We start from the raw sequence: 15,125 nt of genomic DNA, 5'->3' as shown, positions 1-15,125 counted from the left end.
CGCACGACTGCCTATAGAACGGGGCAAAACCGTCGGTTGATATTGTCGGCGCGCTCCAACGCTTCCTCGCATTAAGCTCTGTTGGACCGCCATCAAAACCGGGCAGCTGAACCTGATGATGCGCTCTCAAACCGATTACAGATCAAGCACCTGCGGCTCCTCACGTGTCGCGGGCTCGGTGGGCATCTCCTTCTGGAGTTCAGAGTCATAGCGGCAGATCAGATTTCCGGGCTGTCAGATAGAACGATGACCACCTTTATGTCGCGTTTCAGCCGCTGGCCAGGCAATTAAAATCGGGCATTATTTCCTGACCTTACGCATTCACTGCCCCCAAATAAGAGATGACGGCGGCAATAGCGCTTTCGATTTTGATGTCAAATGTCGTGAAGTTCTCATACTTCACTGGCTTGCCTATCTCGGCGCCGCGCAGAATTCTCTGGCGGATTACTTTGGTTTTGATGGGGGGACCAAGGCCCGGTTTCAGTCGGGCCGAAGCTGTTTAGGGCTGTAGGCTCAGCACATCCTGGATAGCCTGCATTACATCGGCACTATGCGCCGCATCCAGAGCAGCCGCATGTGGCTGCGTAAACTGCCCGCTGTCATTGTCAAAATATTTGCCACTGGCATCTGCAAATGAGGTCCCCAATGCGGCTTCGCGCAGAATGTTCACGCCAATACTCAGATCGTTTCCGGCAATGCCAAAGCCCTCTTTGACCATTTTCGAGGCCAGCAAGGAGCCTGGGTTCACGGCGACAAACACGGGGCCCTCCGGCAGGGCCTTTGCCATCTCGCGGGACCAGATTGTAATGGCCAGTTTGCTCTGGGCATAGGCGGCCATATCGTCCAGCTTTTTGCGCCCCAGCAGCGCCTCCAGATCAACCGGTGCCTGCGCAGCCGAGGATAGGTTCACGACACGACCGTCTTTCGCCATGATCGGCAGCAGGTCGCGCGTCAGCGCATAGGGGGCAAAGGTATTCACCACAAACCTAAAATCGTACCCCTCTTTGGTCTTGGTGATCGGGGTCTTGAGGATGCCAGCGTTGTTGATGACCACATCAATCTGATTGTGCTTTGCAACAATCGCCGCGGCCAGTGCATGTACCTGCGCCATATTCGACAGATCCGCTATATATTGCTCTGTGGTGCCGCCGACAGTTTTTGCCGCTGCCTCCAGCTTGGCCACATTGCGACCATGCAAGAGGATTCTATGCCCTTCAGCCGCAAGAGTTTGCGCGGTCAAAAGACCGATACCATCGGTAGCGCCCGTGATGAGAATTGTCTTGGTCATTGGCAGCTCCTGTGCTCGTCTCGCTAGCAGTATTATCACTTCTGTTTTCGATATAAACAGGGTATATTTGAGTTCAGAATTCCAGAAAAGTAAATAATATGGACACTCAAACCCTGCGCCTTTTTGTTCTCGCCTGTGAGACGCTGAATATCAGCGCGGCGGGTCGCACACTGGGCATGGCGCCTGCAGTCGCAAGCACACGTATCGCCAAGCTAGAGCGTCTTGTCGGTGCGGATCTGCTACACCGCTCAACCCGCAAGGTTTCATTGTCCCTCGAGGGGCAGGATTTTTTGCCCTACGCGCGTGAAATGATCGCGCAGGAGGAAGCCGCGCTGGCCGCGCTAGGCAAAGGCCGCACCAAGGTCAGCGGCACCCTGCGCTTTGCGGCGCCCAGCACCTTTGCACAACTCTACTTAGCACCGCTGTTGCCGACATTTATGGACAAGTACCCTGACCTTCGGCTCGACCTGCATCTATCGGATTCGCAGTTTGATCTGATCGAGGGCAGCTTTGACCTCGCTCTGCGCAACGCGGTTCTTGCCGATAGCAGCCTCACCGCGCGCAAACTGGCAGATGATACCCGTATCCTTTGTGCTTCGCCCGCTTATCTGGAACGGTATGGCACTCCGGCTAATCCAAAAGACCTGGCGAAACACCGATTGATTGCCTTTAAAGATACCGAACCAAAGGCCTTGATCTCTAACAACGGGATGCAGGCGCTGTTTGACCCCAAGTCCGCCGCACATTGTCTGATCCTGAACGATGGGTTGACCCAAAAACTAACGACGCTCAACGGGGCCGGCATTTCCGTCAATTCGCTCTGGGCGGTGCAAGAGGAAATCGCAGACGGAACCCTGACCCGTGTATTGCCCGACTATGCCCTGTCGACCGAACCCGCGCTTTGGCTGATCTATCCCAAAAGCAATGTCGTTTCAGCCAAAGTCCGTGTTTTTATGGATTTTCTGATCGATCAATTGGGTCGTGCAAATGTGGCCCACAGGACGCCTAGACACCGCAGCTGACACGCGCGCCGCAACGGGTATGACGCGCATGCAAACAAAACCTGCGGGCTCCCCGAAAGCGCGTCAGATCGCCGTCTGGTTCACGCGCCTGATCAACGCTTCACCGGTTTCTTTCCGCTCACTATAACGTTCAACAAGGTAATCAGAACGCCCCCGAGTGAGGAGCGTGAATTTGACCAATTCCTCCATGACATCAACCATCCGGTCGTAGTTTGGCGATGGCTTCATCCGGTCATTATCGTCGAATTCCAGAAAGGCCTTGGGCGTAGAGGATTGGTTGGGGATCGTCAGAAGGCGCATCCAGCGACCAAGAATACGCAACTGATTAACAGCATTGAAGCTTTGCGAGCCGCCATTGACCTGCATCACCGCCAGTGTCTTGCCTTGGGTTGGCCGGACAGCCCCGAGCGAGAGCGGAATCCAGTCGATCTGTGCTTTCATTATGCCTGTCATGGCGCCGTGTCGTTCCGGCGAACACCAGACCATGCCTTCGCTCCAGGCCACCAGGTCGCGTAGTTCCTGAACCTTTGGATGGTCCGCTTCGGTATCATCGGGCAGTGGCAATCCGCTGGGGTTGAAGGTCTTAGTCTCGGCCCCGAAACGATGTAGAACGCGGGCGGCTTCCTCGGTCATCAAGCGGCTAAAGGATCGCGCCCGGAGGGATCCGTAAAGCAGCAAAATACGGGGCGGTTGACCGATGTCGTCGCTTGCGAACAGCCGATCAGTGTCAATGGCGCGAAAGTGGTCATCTTCGATGTTGGGTGTGTCAGTCATGTTTGTCTCATCGTTTTGAAATTGCCGCATCCAGCCCATCAAGGGCCTGGTCCAGGCGCGCCCGTGGGCAGGCTATATTCAGGCGTCCGAACCCTTTGCCTGCTTCTCCAAATGCAATGCCACGGGTAATGGCCCAGCCGGCCTCTGTGCGCAAAAATCGGGTCAAGTCATCCTGGGCCAAGCCCAAGGCACGGAAATCGAGCCATAGCAGGAACGTGCCTTCGGGCGTGATCAAGGTGACTTCCGGGATATCGTTTAAACGCGCGTGCACCAGAGCTAGATTGCCCTCAATGTATGAAACAGCCGCGTCCAACCATGGGCTGCCCTGCCTGTAGGCCGCTTCCATTGCCACACTTGCAAAGGCGTTGTTCTTATTCACCGTCAGGCGACTGTTTTCAGCCTTGAAGGCATTACGACGTCCCTCCTCAGGTACGATGGTGAACGCCCCGCAACAGGCCGCAATGTTGAAGCTCTTGGCAGGGGACAGGCAGGTGATCGAGTTGAGAGCATCTGCTTCTGAGACCGTGGCAAAGGGTGTGTAGGCGTGCCCCGCAAAGGTGATATCCCCGTGAATTTCATCCGCCACGACGAGCACACCGTGCTGGCGACAAATTGCGCCGAGCCGCGCCAGGTCTTCCTTGCTCCAGACCCGCCCCACGGGATTATGTGGATTGCACAAGAAGAGCATTTTGGTGCGCGGATCGGCGGCGCAGGCCTCCAGGCCTTCAAAATCCATGTCATACTTGCCTGCGGACAAGACAAGCGGGTTTTCAACCAGGCGCCGTCCATTCTCGGCAATAATATCGGCGAAATCAAAGAACACGGGCGGCTGAACGATGATGCCGTCTCCGGGGTTGGTGAACAGATTTGCCGCCATCGACAGGCTGTTGAGCACATTGGGCGCACGCAGGATGTGGTCGGGAACAATATTCCAGCTATGTCTGTCCTTCATCCATCCCGTCAGGGCAGGCAAAAGACCATCCGGCACAGTCTCATAGCCAAAGACACCATGGGACAACCGCTGCGCCATCGCGTCCCGTACGGGCGGGGGCGCGCGAAAATCCATGTCCGCGACCCCTCCCGGGAACAGGTCCATCCCGTCTTCGCCCAGCACCATGCGGTGGGATTTGAGCGCAGGCACATCGCGGCGATTGATCACCTCGTCAAAATCGAATGCCTCAGCCATGGTTTTCCTCACGCAGTAGCCAGCCAAAGAACCCTGTCGCCATCACAGCCGCGATCACCTGAACCATAATGAAAGCGGCCACATCCACTGGCGCAATCCCTGCGAAAGTGTCCGAAAACCCACGCGCAATCGTGACAGCGGGGTTTGCAAAGGATGTGGAAGAGGTGAACCAATAGGCTGCGGTGATATATAGGCCAACAGCCATTGGCACCGCAGTTGGGCGCGCCTTTAGACAGGCAAGGATCGTACCTACCAGGCCAAAGGTCGCGACAAACTCACCCGCCCATTGGCCGATGCCGCTGCGAGTGGTGGTGGACGGATCGACCAGCGGGTGGTCGAACATGACATGGGCCGCCAGCACGCCAATGATCCCACCAAACACCTGCGCGCCAACGTAGAAAAGCGCGTCACGCTTTTCAATCTCGCGGCGCAGGGCAAAGCACAAGGTGACCGCCGGGTTGAAATGCGCGCCCGAAATGGGGCCGAATATCGTAATCAGCACCACAAGGATTGCCCCGGTCGGGATCGTATTTCCCAAGAGCGCAATTGCGACATTCCCATCTGCCAAGCGCTCGGCCATGATGCCGGAGCCAATGACGGTTGCCAAAAGCGAAAACGTCCCAAGCCATTCTGCCATAAGGCGTCGTTCAAGCGTCATAATCGTCTCCTGTGGGGAATACAAACCGTGCCCCGTCGATGTTGCCGCATGTGATAGCTGTCGCAGATAGCGGCAAGCGTGAGGGGCTCCACATTCATGCCTTGTCCGCTTCCGCCTCAGCGTCGGACGCGATCTGAAAAACCGCATCCCCCCTCTCGACCCGTGCCATCGCACGAGAGCACAGGACGATTCCTGCGTAGGGAGAGGAAACCTTTTCAGGCTCGGCTTTCGGCGTTTCCGGATGGTGAATAAGGCCGACAGTCTCCCCCACCTCAACATTATCACCGATCGATTTAGTTGACTCGAATATACCAGCCGAATAGGCATAGACCGACCCCTGCACGTTCAGCTCTTGGGTGCCACGGCGCGCGTCTGGCTGGTAGTCTGGCAACATGCCCAAAGAGTTCAGAATGCGTCGCAAACCACGTTCAGTGCTCTGTAGAATCTCAGGCGTGACCACGCCGCTCCCGCCAAGTTCCGCCATCACGTTGATAGCACCCTTGCGGTTGGCAGCCCCCATGGCAGTACGCGCCGAGCTGCTGCGCCCACCGCCGCCAGTAAAGACCCATGCATAGGGAAGATCAAACGCCGCTTGCAGATCGAGGAGAGCCTTTGTTTCTTCGGTGCTGTGTCCCTGGCCGCGTAGCAGGGTGGGCGGATAAAACAGGGAGCTACCACCAGAGTGCAGATCAACCGAATAGTCCGCCAGAGGCATCAGAACCTCTTCGATGTAATGCGCAATCATTTCAGTTGGCGTGCCGGTGGCGCTGCCAGGAAACGAGCGGTTGAGATTACCTGAGTCAATTGGCGAGATACGCAGACCAGCCTCAGCCGCAGGCGTATTCACCATTGGCAACAGGATCAAGCGACCGCGAATGTCAGCTACGTCCAGCGAACGCGCGAGGTTTGAAACAGCGATCTGTCCTTCATATTCATCGCCATGGTTTCCAGCCATGATGAGGAGAGTTGGGCCCGGGCCGTTGTTTATACAGGTGATCGGAACTGGGATCCAACCATAAGCCGAACGGTGGACAGAATGTGGCAAACGCAAAAAGGCCGCCTGTTTTCCGGTCACGGTGAAGTCGACTTCTGACGTAATGGATGTTGCAGTCAACGATGGCTCCCAAAAAACATCATTTCGGAAATTTCCGAAATATCGTTTCGCTAAATGAAACCAGACCGGTTCGCTTGTCAAGCTTCGTTATTTCGGGCATTAACGAATTATGGATCAAGCCAACGCCCTCGAAGCCTTTACGGCCCTTGCACACCCCACCCGACTGGAGGCTTTCCGATTGTTGGTCAGAATTGGCCCAACAGGCTTGCCAGCTCTGGAAGTCTCGCGCCGACTGGGGACAAAGCCGTCAACCCTTTCTGGCCATCTCTCCATTCTGAAACGCGCAGGCGTTCTAACAGCAACCCGTCATCAACGTGAAATCCACTACTCGGCAAACCTCGCCAGTGTGAATGCGCTCGTCCAGTTTCTGATCGCAGATTGTTGCGGAGGGCAATTCGAAAACTGCTCTGAAATTGTTGCTCTGCTGGATATGGCAGATCCCTTGCAAAGCTAACCCTGCAAGGGAAAGGCCGGCCTCAGCGGGCAACGACAGCTCTGTGTCCGTTTTGATCAGCGCACCAGTTTGCCTGAAGGGCAACGCAGGAACTTAACCGCTCGTCATGCCTGCGATCATGGCCGCAAGCGCGACCAAGTGGACAAGCATCAAAGCCCTGTCATTCCACAATGCGCCAACGGCAAACCAACCCAGAACACCAATTAGAAACAGATAGAGGTTCCAGGGTGTCCAGCCAAACCCCGTCGCAGTGTACCCCATGATTTGAATGGCGGATGCCGCCCATTTGACCATGAACACGAGGCGTTCGCGGTACTGCCTGCGAAGAGCGAGATCAGACGGCACGGGTTAATCCCCCGTCAATGCGCAAATTTTGGCCAGTCATGTAGCCGCCGCCCTCAGAAGCGAGCAACGAGATGATCGAGGACACTTCTTCGGTACGGCCATATCGCCCCATCGGAATGCGGGCCTTGCGGTCTGCGGTTTCAGGCAGGCTATCGATAAAGCCGGGCAAGACGTTGTTCATGCGAATGTTGTCTGAGGCGTATTTGTCGGAGTACAGCTTGCAGAAAGCAGCCAACCCGGCGCGAAACACACCAGATGTCGGGAAGAGCGGATCAGGTTCAAACGCGGCAAAGGTAGAGATATTGATGATCGCCCCACCTCCCTGTCTTTGCATCAGAGGGGTGATCAACCGCGTCGGGCGGATCACATTCATCAAATACACCTCCATACCCTGGTGCCAGTCGTCATCGCTGATTTCCAACACCGGCCCCTTAGGACCGTGTCCTGCCGAATTGATCAAAACATCCACCCGGCCCCACCGCTCCTGTGCCCCCTGCACAAGCGTGGACAAATCATCGCCATTGAGATTGGACCCGGTGACACCAAAACCGCCGAGTTCAGTGCCTAGTGCTTCGCCTTTACCCGATGATGAGAGGATACCGACCTTGAATCCGTCAGCTGCAAGCCGCCGCGCCGCGTCTGCGCCCATCCCGCTACCACCTGCTGTTATTAGGGCTACTTTTTCTACTGACATATCCAACTCCAATGCTTTTCCCGTCAATTATATTGGATCTTTCCAAGTTCCTGGATTGAGAATTGATGTTTCGCGACAGTAGAAATACTATCGTCAAATGATAGATCTTCCTCCCCTCAACGGGCTACGGGCCTTTGATGTTTCTGGCCGTAGGCTGAACTTTCGTGCCGCTGCAGATGAGATGGGCGTTACCCAAGGGGCCGTGGCACAGCAGGTACGTCAACTTGAAGCGCATCTCGGCATCACGCTTTTTGAACGTCTCCCCAAAGGACTTGCCCTGACACCTGCTGGCCGCAGCTATCACAAGAGAATTGCACACGCCTTTGCCGAGCTGCGTTCGGCGACGGCCCAGCTAAAGCCCGAGAACGGAAAAGTTCTAATCAGCGTGACGCCAACCTTTGCTTCAAAGTGGCTCATTCCAAACCTACCAGATTTCTCAAACAGACATCCCGAGATAGATTTGCGTATCCTGGCAACTGAAAAAGTCTCTAGTTTCCATAGTGACGGCATTGACCTCGCCGTTAGACAGGGATCGCCACCGTTCGGCGCGGCACTAGATGCCACGCTTTTATTTAGACAAAATCTAATCGCCGTAGTTGCCCCCAAACTGGTGCAAACCGCGCGCCCTCCCTACAGCGATGAAACGCTAGCCCACTTGCCGAAAATTCATGACACACATGATCTCTGGCCAAAAGTGCTGTCGGAATGGGGGATAGGAGACCAAAGCAAACGGGGTCTTCGGCTCAGCCAAACTGCCCTTGCAGTGGATGCAGCGATCTCTGGTCAAGGTGTCGCCTTGGTCAGCCGTTTTCTCGTGGCCAATGACATAGCCGCCGGAAATCTGCTTGAGATTGGACCGCTGAACGCCGTCGGAGCTCAGGATTTCTACTTGTTGACGTTGCGCAAAACCACGTCGAATGCTGCCATTGACACAGTTGTATCTTGGCTCACCTCGCAGGCCAACAAAACGGACTAATAAGTAGTAGCTCCTTCGCAACAATCGCCAGGTACTGAGATTGGCACAACCGCGTAGCTCCTGCCTTCATTCTTTGTACACTCCTCAGGCTAGTTCCGGTCAGACAGCTAGGTTACCCGAAGGGCGGTTCAGGCCTTCGTCGGAAAATGCATCGACACTTTGGCCGGAAGATGAGAGCCTAAACGTCCTACGTTTCCGCCCTGCTCGCTCGCCCCGTGAGGATATCTCTTGCTTCTATCGATTCAGGCCCACCTCATCTACACATGCGCGCAGCCTTGCGATCTTTTGCTGCAGATTGAGGTGGCACAAGATCCCGAGCAACGGCTCGAGGAGATGCAGTTTCGCATTTCACCCGATATTGAAACCAATATTGTGCGAGGTGAAGAGCAGGTTGGGATCAGGCGCTGGCTGCGCGTGGCCGACGCGTTTGAGTGCCTGTATCAAACCAAGGTCGTGGTAGATCGGCAGAGTGTTGAACTGGCTGATCTGCAAACCACACCGCTCAACCAGATCCCCAGTGAGGTCACTAAGTTTCTGATGCCCTCAAGATACTGTCACCCTGAAGACTTCCTGAATGCTGTCCCAGCTTTGTTTGGGCCGCATTCTGGTGGGCAGCTGATTGCAGTGATGTCCAAATGGATCAGGAACGAATTCACCTACGACAACCTTGTGAGCAACGGTATGACAACCGCAACGGACAGTTTTGGGGCGCGTGCAGGCGTTTGTCGTGACTATGCGCATGTCTTGATCGCAATGGCACGTGCAGTGGGCATTCCCGCCCGATTTTTGAGCGCCTATGCGCCAAATGTCACCCCCCAGGATTTTCACGCCGTGGCAGAGGTTTATCTAGAGGGCAAGTGGCATTTGGTCGACCCGACAGGCATGGCAAAAGCGAGCGAGATTGCCCGAATTGGTGTGGGCAGGGACGCCGCAGACGTCTCTTTCATGACCTCCTACGGCAGCATGTCGCTCAAAAAACAGGCAGTTAATGTGTCGCGAATTATCTGACCGAACAATACGCATTGCGAAAGCATCAGTACCTCCTAAAGTGTTCTTATGGATTTAGAACGCCGCCACTTTGATGAAATGCTTTTGGGTTCAGATGGCGTACGCGCTCCGTATGCCGAGTACCAAAAGTGGTTTGCAAACGAAGACCCCACGCGTCTTTCGAAGAAATCAAAGGAAGCCGAGGCGTTTTTTCGACGAACCGGCATCACCTTTAATGTCTATGGGCAAGCCGAGGCCCAAGAACGTTTGATCCCGTTTGACCTGATCCCCAGGATCATCGCAAACCGCGAGTGGACAAAACTGTCCAAAGGGATCAAGCAGCGTGTGGTTGCCATCAATGCTTTCCTGCACGACATTTATCACCGGCAAGAAATCCTGCGGGCAGGGATCGTGCCGACTGAACTGATTTCGCGAAATGAAGCATTCCTGCCGCAGATGATCGGCCTTACTCCACCGGGGAAAGTTTACACGCACATCGTCGGCACGGATCTTGTGCGCACAGGTGAGGATGATTTCTACGTGCTCGAAGATAACGCCCGAACCCCCTCGGGTGTGTCCTATATGCTGGAAAATCGCGAAACGATGCTGCAAATGTTCCCTGAACTTTTCAGCCAAATCAAAGTTCAGCGGGTTAGCGACTACCCCAAGAACCTGCGGCGCTCCCTTGCCGCATGTGCGCCCCAAGGATGCTCTGGGAAACCCACGGTGGCCATTCTGACGCCTGGAATTCACAACTCTGCCTATTTTGAGCATTCGTTTCTGGCCGATCAGATGGGCGTCGAGCTGGTGGAAGGTCATGATCTGATGGTCGTGGACGGCCACATCGCAATGCGAACAACCAGGGGCTACAAGAATATCGATGTTCTGTATCGGAGGGTCGATGATGACTATCTTGACCCGCTGAACTTCAACCCAGACTCCATGCTGGGTGTACCGGGGATCATGGATGTCTACCGCGCCGGCAACATCACGATTGCCAACGCGCCTGGTACAGGCATTGCTGACGACAAAGCGATCTACTCCTACATGCCTGATATCATCGAGTTCTATACTGGCGAAAAAGCAATCTTGAAGAACGTCGAGACATGGCGCTGTTCAGAACCGGACTCTCTGGCCTATGTGCTTGAACACCTGGAAGAGCTCGTCGTGAAAGAGGTCCACGGGTCAGGCGCCTACGGGATGCTTGTGGGGCCAGCGGCCAGCAAGAAAGAGCTGTCCTCCTTTGCCGCCAAACTGCGCAAAAATCCAGGCAACTATATCGCCCAGCCCACGTTGTCTTTGTCGACAGTGCCCATCTTTGCCAAAAAAGGCCTTGCGCCGCGTCACGTCGATCTACGGCCGTTTGCCTTGGTATCTCCTGAGGGTATTGACATAGCCCCTGGCGGGCTGACCCGCGTAGCTTTGAAGGCGGGTTCTCTGGTGGTCAACTCCAGTCAGGGCGGCGGTACCAAAGACACTTGGGTTCTGGAGGACTAGCAGAATGCTTGGAAAAACCGCTGGTGGCCTCTATTGGATGTTTCGCTTTTTGGAACGCTGCGAAAATACTGCGCGCCTTGTCGAAGCCGGTTTCAGGATTGCTCTGACACGATCCAATGATCCGGCCTCTGAATGGAAATCTGTTGTGACCACAGCGGGTGCCCGCAGCAACTATGACGCAAAATATGACACCTACGAAGCCGCCTATGTGGTGGATTTCCTGCTGCGTGACCCCGCCAATCCGTCAAGTGTTCTCTCAGCTGTTGAAAAAGCACGGACCAACGCCCGTATGGTTCGAACCGCCCTGACCACAGAGGTTTGGGAGGCTGTCAATGAGGGCTGGATGGGCCTGAAACAGACACTCAAGTCACCTGTCAAGGAAACGGACCTACCAGCCGTGCTCGGAGAGATTCGCCGTCATAGCGCATTGGTCCGCGGGGCTCTGCACGGCACAATGCTGCGCAATGATATTTTTGATTTCACCCAAATGGGCATCGCATTGGAAAGGGCAGACAATACGGCGCGGATCATTGATGTGAAGTATTACACGTTATTACCTTCCGCCAGTTTTGTCGGGTCTGCGTTGGATAACGTGCAATGGGAAACCATTTTACGCTCGGTTTCTGCGCACCGGTCGTTTCGTTGGCTCAACGATGAAAACATGACGCCCGCCAGCGTCGCTGACTTCCTCATTCTTGACCCACGCTTTCCACGCTCTCTGTCCTTTTGCAGCCGAATTCTGGAAGAGAGTCTCGGTTTTCTCGCCAAGGATTATGGTACCCGTTTGACCTGTCACGACATGATCAGCGCGCAGCGTGACAGGCTGCGCGGGCATACAATTGCAACGGTTTTTGACGAGGGGCTGCATCAATTCATCACAGCCTTCATCGACGACATCAACGCGATCGGACAGCAGATCGAAAAAGACTATCGGTTCATCGGATAGGCATTTGAAATTATGAAACTGGAAATCTCTCATACCACCCAATACACCTATGATGCGCCGGTCTCTTATGGGTTGCAACAGGTGCGCCTGACCCCGACCTCCACAAAGCATCAGACGGTTCTGGACTGGAATATCTCGATTTCCGGCGGGGTGCAGGAGCTTGAGTTTCAAGATCAATATCAAAACCAAACGCTATTGGTTCAGGCCGATGCCGGCACCACCGCAGTCTCCGTTCAGGTCTCTGGCGTGATTGAAACCCATTCGTCTGATGGTATCTTTGGCAAAATTTACGGTAAGGCACCGCTTTGGCATTTTTGCCAATCTACGCCCCGCACGATACCTGGCCGTGGCATTCGCAAGCTCGCCAAACATATAAAGCCCAAAGGCGATACGCTGAGCGACCTTCACGTATTGTCAAAGGAAATTCTTGCAGCGGCGCCTTATGGCGAAGCAAATACATTTGCAGGGACCAGCGCCGAAGAGGCGCTGAAGGCTGGCGGTGGCGTTTGTCAGGACCATGCGCAAATCTTCGTGGCTGCGGCGCGGGTGGCAGGCATTCCTGCGCGCTACGTTAGCGGATATCTCCTGATGGACGACCGGATCGATCAAGATGCCAGTCACGCCTGGGCCGAGGCTCATGTGGAGGGGCTGGGGTGGGTCGGCTTTGACGTCTCGAATGGCATTTCACCGGATGAGCGTTACGTCAGGATCGCGACAGGCCTCGATTCACGGGATGCGGCACCCATTACGGGCATTCGCAGGGGCGCTTTGGACGAGACGATGATTGTATCGCTGCAAATTCAGCAATAGATACGGGAGACTGTTTCGCATTTTCTACCCCGTACTGGACCAAAACAATGACCTATTGCGTCGGACTAAGATTGAACAAGGGCTTGGTTTTCATGTCCGATACCCGCACCAACGCAGGCGTAGATAATTTCTCGGTCACGCGGAAAATGTTCACATGGGAAGTTCCAGGTGATCGGGTCATCACGCTGATGACATCCGGCAATCTTGCAACGACCCAATCATTGATCAGTCTTCTGGAGGAGCGTTCAAAGGTTACAACGGAACGTAGCCCCTCCATTTTAGAACTGCCGACCATGTTTCAGATCGCGCGGCTTGTTGGCTCCACATTGCGAGAAGTGATCGCCGATAGCCATACTGAAGGACAGCAAGCATCGTCGAAATTCAAAGCCTCGGTGATTGTAGGGGGCCAGATCAAAGGCGGGGCACCGACGATGTTTTTGATCTACCCTGAAGGCAATTTCATTGAAATCACGGAGGACAACCCGTTCTTCCAGATTGGTGAAGCCAAATATGGCAAACCGATCCTTGTGCGGGCCTACGACCCTGACATGTCATTCGAAGACGCCGTAAAACTTCTGATCGTCTCGTTTGATTCAACGATCAAGGCGAATTTGTCAGTAGGGCTACCCCTTGATCTTCATATCTATTTTCAAGACAGCTTTGTAGCCACCGCGAGACCACGGATCGAAGCGGACGATGCCTATTACCAAGCGGTTTCCTCAAGCTGGGGGGACGCCTTGCGCAACGCGCTGGCCCAATTACCAAGCTACAGGATCGACTAAGCAGACGAGGCGGGGAAACCCGTAGCCAACCTGCCGCGAGTTTTAGCACCCGAACCGGTATGCCTAACCAGCTTTAGGGGCTGGGGGATACTCCTTTTGCCTTGATAACAACTGCGGCGCAGCGACGCTTATGGCGCGTTGCCTGCGACCCAGACCAGAGCACGGTGCCCAGATTGAACAGGTCACTGGCCCTGCTGCGCCCAGCCAAGCAGTGAACGCATGGTTTGCAATGGGGCTTTGGAAAGAAAGGTTCAAGACGCGCCATCTGCGCATCCGTCAGCCGGAAAAGAACGGACATGATCACTGTTCGTTTTTGAACCCTTAGTCACACCATCGAATAGTGAAGTGGTCCGGCAAATTCGGACAGCGTGCTAAGATGTATCCAACCCGATTGAATGGATACAAGAATGACAAAGCGACGGAATTTTTCAGACAAGTTTAAAGCGACTGTGGCCCTTGAAGCATTGCGCGGTGACAAGACGGTGCAGGAGATTGCATCGAAGCGCCAGCTGCACCCTACGCAGGTGAGCACGTGGAAACGGCAGGCGATTGATGGCATGGTCAACGTTTTCTCGGACAAGGTCAAAAAGGCTGAGAACAAAGACGGCGAAATCAAAGAGCTTCATGCCAAGATTGGTCAGCTGGCGGTGGAAAATGATTTTTTGTCACAAGGGCTGAAGCGATGAGCCTGTCTGAACGCCGCGAGATGATCCGCAAGGACAACACCGACCTTAGCCTGACGCGCCAGTGTAAGCTGCTCAAGATCAGCCGTTCCTCAATCTATTACACGCCTGTTGGCTTTGATCAGGCGACGATTGATCTGATGCATGAGATTGACCGGATATTTACGAAGTATCCGTTCTTCGGCAGCCGCCAGATCGCGGCGTATCTGCCCCAATCAGGGTTCTCGGCAGGACGGCATCGCGTGCGTCGCCTGATGGGCATCATGGGGCTGCAGGCCATCTACAAAGGGCCGAACACCAGCAAGAAGCACCCGCAGCATAAGATCTGGCCATACTTATTGAGAAAGCTGTCGATTACGCGGCCCAACCATGTTTGGTGCAGCGACATTACCTACATTCCAGTGAAGAACGGGTTCCTGTATCTGGTGGCAATCATGGATTGGGCAACACGCAAAGTGCTGTCCTGGCGGCTGTCAAATACGTTGGATGCCAGCTTTTGCGTTGAAGCACTGGACGAAGCCATCGCCAAATATGGCAAGCCCGAGATCATGAATACGGATCAGGGTAGCCAATACACGGGCGCGGATTGGATCAAGACGCTGACGAAGGCCGATATCAAAATCTCTATGGATGGGCGGGGCCGCTATCTGGACAACATCTTCATCGAGCGGCTCTGGCGATCCCTGAAGCAGGAGGCAGTGTATCTGCACGAGATCACCAACGGCTTTCAAGCCAAAAGGATCATCGACGACTGGATCGGCTTTTACAACGCAGAGCGGCCTCACACCGCCCTCGACAAGCGCACGCCAGACGCGGCATACTTCGAACAAAGTGAAACACGAAAAGCGGCATGAACATAAACCAGATGCATCTTAGCCAAGCCGCAAACCTGTCCTAAAAAGCAGGACC

The 15,125-nt window shown here is 54.7% G+C and carries 16 protein-coding genes and 1 pseudogene; 9 read left to right on the top strand and 8 right to left on the bottom strand.

Annotated features, from left to right (window positions below; translation table 11 throughout):
- Positions 1-499: 499 nt before the first annotated feature.
- Complete coding sequence (locus MED193_RS01045; protein ID WP_009807761.1) at positions 500-1,288, bottom strand: SDR family NAD(P)-dependent oxidoreductase; 789 nt, start codon at positions 1,286-1,288, stop codon at positions 500-502.
- Between the two features lie 98 nt (positions 1,289-1,386).
- Between MED193_RS01045 and MED193_RS01040 the strand changes: the two genes are divergently transcribed.
- Positions 1,387-2,310 (top strand): LysR family transcriptional regulator, encoded by a 924-nt coding sequence (locus MED193_RS01040; RefSeq protein ID WP_009807760.1) that lies wholly within the window; start codon positions 1,387-1,389, stop codon positions 2,308-2,310.
- Positions 2,311-2,373: 63 nt separating this feature from the next.
- On the opposite strand, the gene arsH is transcribed toward MED193_RS01040, so the two are convergent.
- From arsH to MED193_RS01020, 4 genes are all read right to left on the bottom strand, one after another.
- Positions 2,374-3,084, bottom strand: a complete 711-nt coding sequence (arsH, locus tag MED193_RS01035; protein WP_039965636.1) for an arsenical resistance protein ArsH — start codon at positions 3,082-3,084, stop codon at positions 2,374-2,376.
- Between the two features lie 7 nt (positions 3,085-3,091).
- A complete protein-coding gene (locus MED193_RS01030; RefSeq protein WP_009807758.1) occupies positions 3,092-4,270 on the bottom strand; it encodes a MalY/PatB family protein in 1,179 nt (392 codons plus the stop codon).
- Positions 4,263-4,928, bottom strand: a complete 666-nt coding sequence (locus tag MED193_RS01025; protein WP_009807757.1) for an MIP/aquaporin family protein — start codon at positions 4,926-4,928, stop codon at positions 4,263-4,265. Before MED193_RS01025 ends, MED193_RS01030 begins: the two co-directional genes overlap by 8 nt.
- Positions 4,929-5,022: 94 nt before the next feature.
- The gene (locus MED193_RS01020) at positions 5,023-6,042 is read right to left on the bottom strand and encodes a succinylglutamate desuccinylase/aspartoacylase family protein (RefSeq protein ID WP_039965634.1); all 1,020 of its coding nucleotides are present in this window, start codon (positions 6,040-6,042) and stop codon (positions 5,023-5,025) included.
- A 109-nt stretch (positions 6,043-6,151) separates the two neighbouring features.
- Between MED193_RS01020 and MED193_RS01015 the strand changes: the two genes are divergently transcribed.
- The gene (locus MED193_RS01015; protein ID WP_009807755.1) at positions 6,152-6,496 is read left to right on the top strand and encodes a helix-turn-helix transcriptional regulator; all 345 of its coding nucleotides are present in this window, start codon (positions 6,152-6,154) and stop codon (positions 6,494-6,496) included.
- A 93-nt stretch (positions 6,497-6,589) separates the two neighbouring features.
- Here MED193_RS01015 and MED193_RS01010 read toward each other — a convergent pair whose 3' ends face one another.
- Positions 6,590-6,841: a DUF6552 family protein gene (locus MED193_RS01010; protein WP_009807754.1), complete on the bottom strand. Its 252-nt coding sequence runs from the start codon at positions 6,839-6,841 to the stop codon at positions 6,590-6,592.
- Positions 6,831-7,535: an SDR family oxidoreductase gene (locus MED193_RS01005; RefSeq protein ID WP_039965633.1), complete on the bottom strand. Its 705-nt coding sequence runs from the start codon at positions 7,533-7,535 to the stop codon at positions 6,831-6,833. Before MED193_RS01005 ends, MED193_RS01010 begins: the two co-directional genes overlap by 11 nt.
- Positions 7,536-7,632: 97 nt before the next feature.
- On the opposite strand from MED193_RS01005, the gene MED193_RS01000 reads away from it, so the two are divergent.
- The 6 genes from MED193_RS01000 to MED193_RS00975 all read left to right on the top strand — a co-directional run bounded on the left by MED193_RS01000 (position 7,633) and on the right by MED193_RS00975 (position 13,533).
- Positions 7,633-8,511 carry a LysR substrate-binding domain-containing protein gene (locus MED193_RS01000; RefSeq protein WP_009807752.1) on the top strand — a complete coding sequence of 293 codons (879 nt, stop codon included), beginning with the start codon at positions 7,633-7,635 and terminating at the stop codon, positions 8,509-8,511.
- A 228-nt stretch (positions 8,512-8,739) separates the two neighbouring features.
- The gene (locus tag MED193_RS00995) at positions 8,740-9,519 is read left to right on the top strand and encodes a transglutaminase family protein (protein ID WP_009807751.1); all 780 of its coding nucleotides are present in this window, start codon (positions 8,740-8,742) and stop codon (positions 9,517-9,519) included.
- Positions 9,520-9,567: 48 nt separating this feature from the next.
- A complete protein-coding gene (locus tag MED193_RS00990) occupies positions 9,568-10,995 on the top strand; it encodes a circularly permuted type 2 ATP-grasp protein (RefSeq protein WP_009807750.1) in 1,428 nt (475 codons plus the stop codon).
- A gap of 4 nt (positions 10,996-10,999) precedes the next feature.
- A complete protein-coding gene (locus tag MED193_RS00985) occupies positions 11,000-11,941 on the top strand; it encodes an alpha-E domain-containing protein (RefSeq protein WP_009807749.1) in 942 nt (313 codons plus the stop codon).
- 12 nt (positions 11,942-11,953) lie between these two features.
- Positions 11,954-12,751: a transglutaminase family protein gene (locus MED193_RS00980; RefSeq protein ID WP_009807748.1), complete on the top strand. Its 798-nt coding sequence runs from the start codon at positions 11,954-11,956 to the stop codon at positions 12,749-12,751.
- A gap of 47 nt (positions 12,752-12,798) precedes the next feature.
- Positions 12,799-13,533, top strand: coding sequence for a proteasome-type protease (locus MED193_RS00975; protein WP_039965632.1), 735 nt, complete (start codon positions 12,799-12,801; stop codon positions 13,531-13,533).
- A gap of 220 nt (positions 13,534-13,753) precedes the next feature.
- Here the strand turns inward: MED193_RS00975 and MED193_RS22800 are convergent.
- Positions 13,754-13,831 (bottom strand): annotated as a pseudogene (locus tag MED193_RS22800) (IS5/IS1182 family transposase); the annotation flags it as partial.
- Positions 13,832-13,940: 109 nt separating this feature from the next.
- Here MED193_RS22800 and MED193_RS00965 point away from each other — a divergent pair.
- Positions 13,941-15,070, top strand: a protein-coding gene (locus MED193_RS00965; protein ID WP_085978290.1) for an IS3 family transposase whose coding sequence is annotated in 2 segments (ribosomal slippage) — positions 13,941-14,205 and positions 14,205-15,070 — 1,131 coding nt in all. Because the reading frame shifts where the segments join, the coding sequence is not laid out codon by codon here.
- Positions 15,071-15,125: the final 55 nt, after the last annotated feature.

It is taken from the genome of Roseobacter sp. MED193, assembly GCF_000152965.1.
Lineage (GTDB): Bacteria > Pseudomonadota > Alphaproteobacteria > Rhodobacterales > Rhodobacteraceae > Pseudophaeobacter.
Note: the sequence above shows the minus strand (reverse complement) of the source record. Positions and strands in the feature narration are given on the sequence as shown.

What these genes read in the sequence shown, in the direction of transcription:
- MED193_RS01005 (WP_039965633.1), bottom strand. Translation starts at nt 7,535, where the DNA reads ATGTCAGTAGAAAAAGTAGCCCTAATAACAGCAGGTGGTAGCGGGATG.
- MED193_RS00985 (WP_009807749.1), top strand. Translation starts at nt 11,000, where the DNA reads ATGCTTGGAAAAACCGCTGGTGGCCTCTATTGGATGTTTCGCTTTTTG.
- MED193_RS00990 (WP_009807750.1), top strand. Translation starts at nt 9,568, where the DNA reads ATGGATTTAGAACGCCGCCACTTTGATGAAATGCTTTTGGGTTCAGAT.
- MED193_RS01025 (WP_009807757.1), bottom strand. Translation starts at nt 4,928, where the DNA reads ATGACGCTTGAACGACGCCTTATGGCAGAATGGCTTGGGACGTTTTCG.
- arsH (WP_039965636.1), bottom strand. Translation starts at nt 3,084, where the DNA reads ATGACTGACACACCCAACATCGAAGATGACCACTTTCGCGCCATTGAC.
- MED193_RS01030 (WP_009807758.1), bottom strand. Translation starts at nt 4,270, where the DNA reads ATGGCTGAGGCATTCGATTTTGACGAGGTGATCAATCGCCGCGATGTG.
- MED193_RS01000 (WP_009807752.1), top strand. Translation starts at nt 7,633, where the DNA reads ATGATAGATCTTCCTCCCCTCAACGGGCTACGGGCCTTTGATGTTTCT.
- MED193_RS00980 (WP_009807748.1), top strand. Translation starts at nt 11,954, where the DNA reads ATGAAACTGGAAATCTCTCATACCACCCAATACACCTATGATGCGCCG.
- MED193_RS01045 (WP_009807761.1), bottom strand. Translation starts at nt 1,288, where the DNA reads ATGACCAAGACAATTCTCATCACGGGCGCTACCGATGGTATCGGTCTT.
- MED193_RS00975 (WP_039965632.1), top strand. Translation starts at nt 12,799, where the DNA reads ATGACCTATTGCGTCGGACTAAGATTGAACAAGGGCTTGGTTTTCATG.
- MED193_RS01040 (WP_009807760.1), top strand. Translation starts at nt 1,387, where the DNA reads ATGGACACTCAAACCCTGCGCCTTTTTGTTCTCGCCTGTGAGACGCTG.
- MED193_RS01015 (WP_009807755.1), top strand. Translation starts at nt 6,152, where the DNA reads ATGGATCAAGCCAACGCCCTCGAAGCCTTTACGGCCCTTGCACACCCC.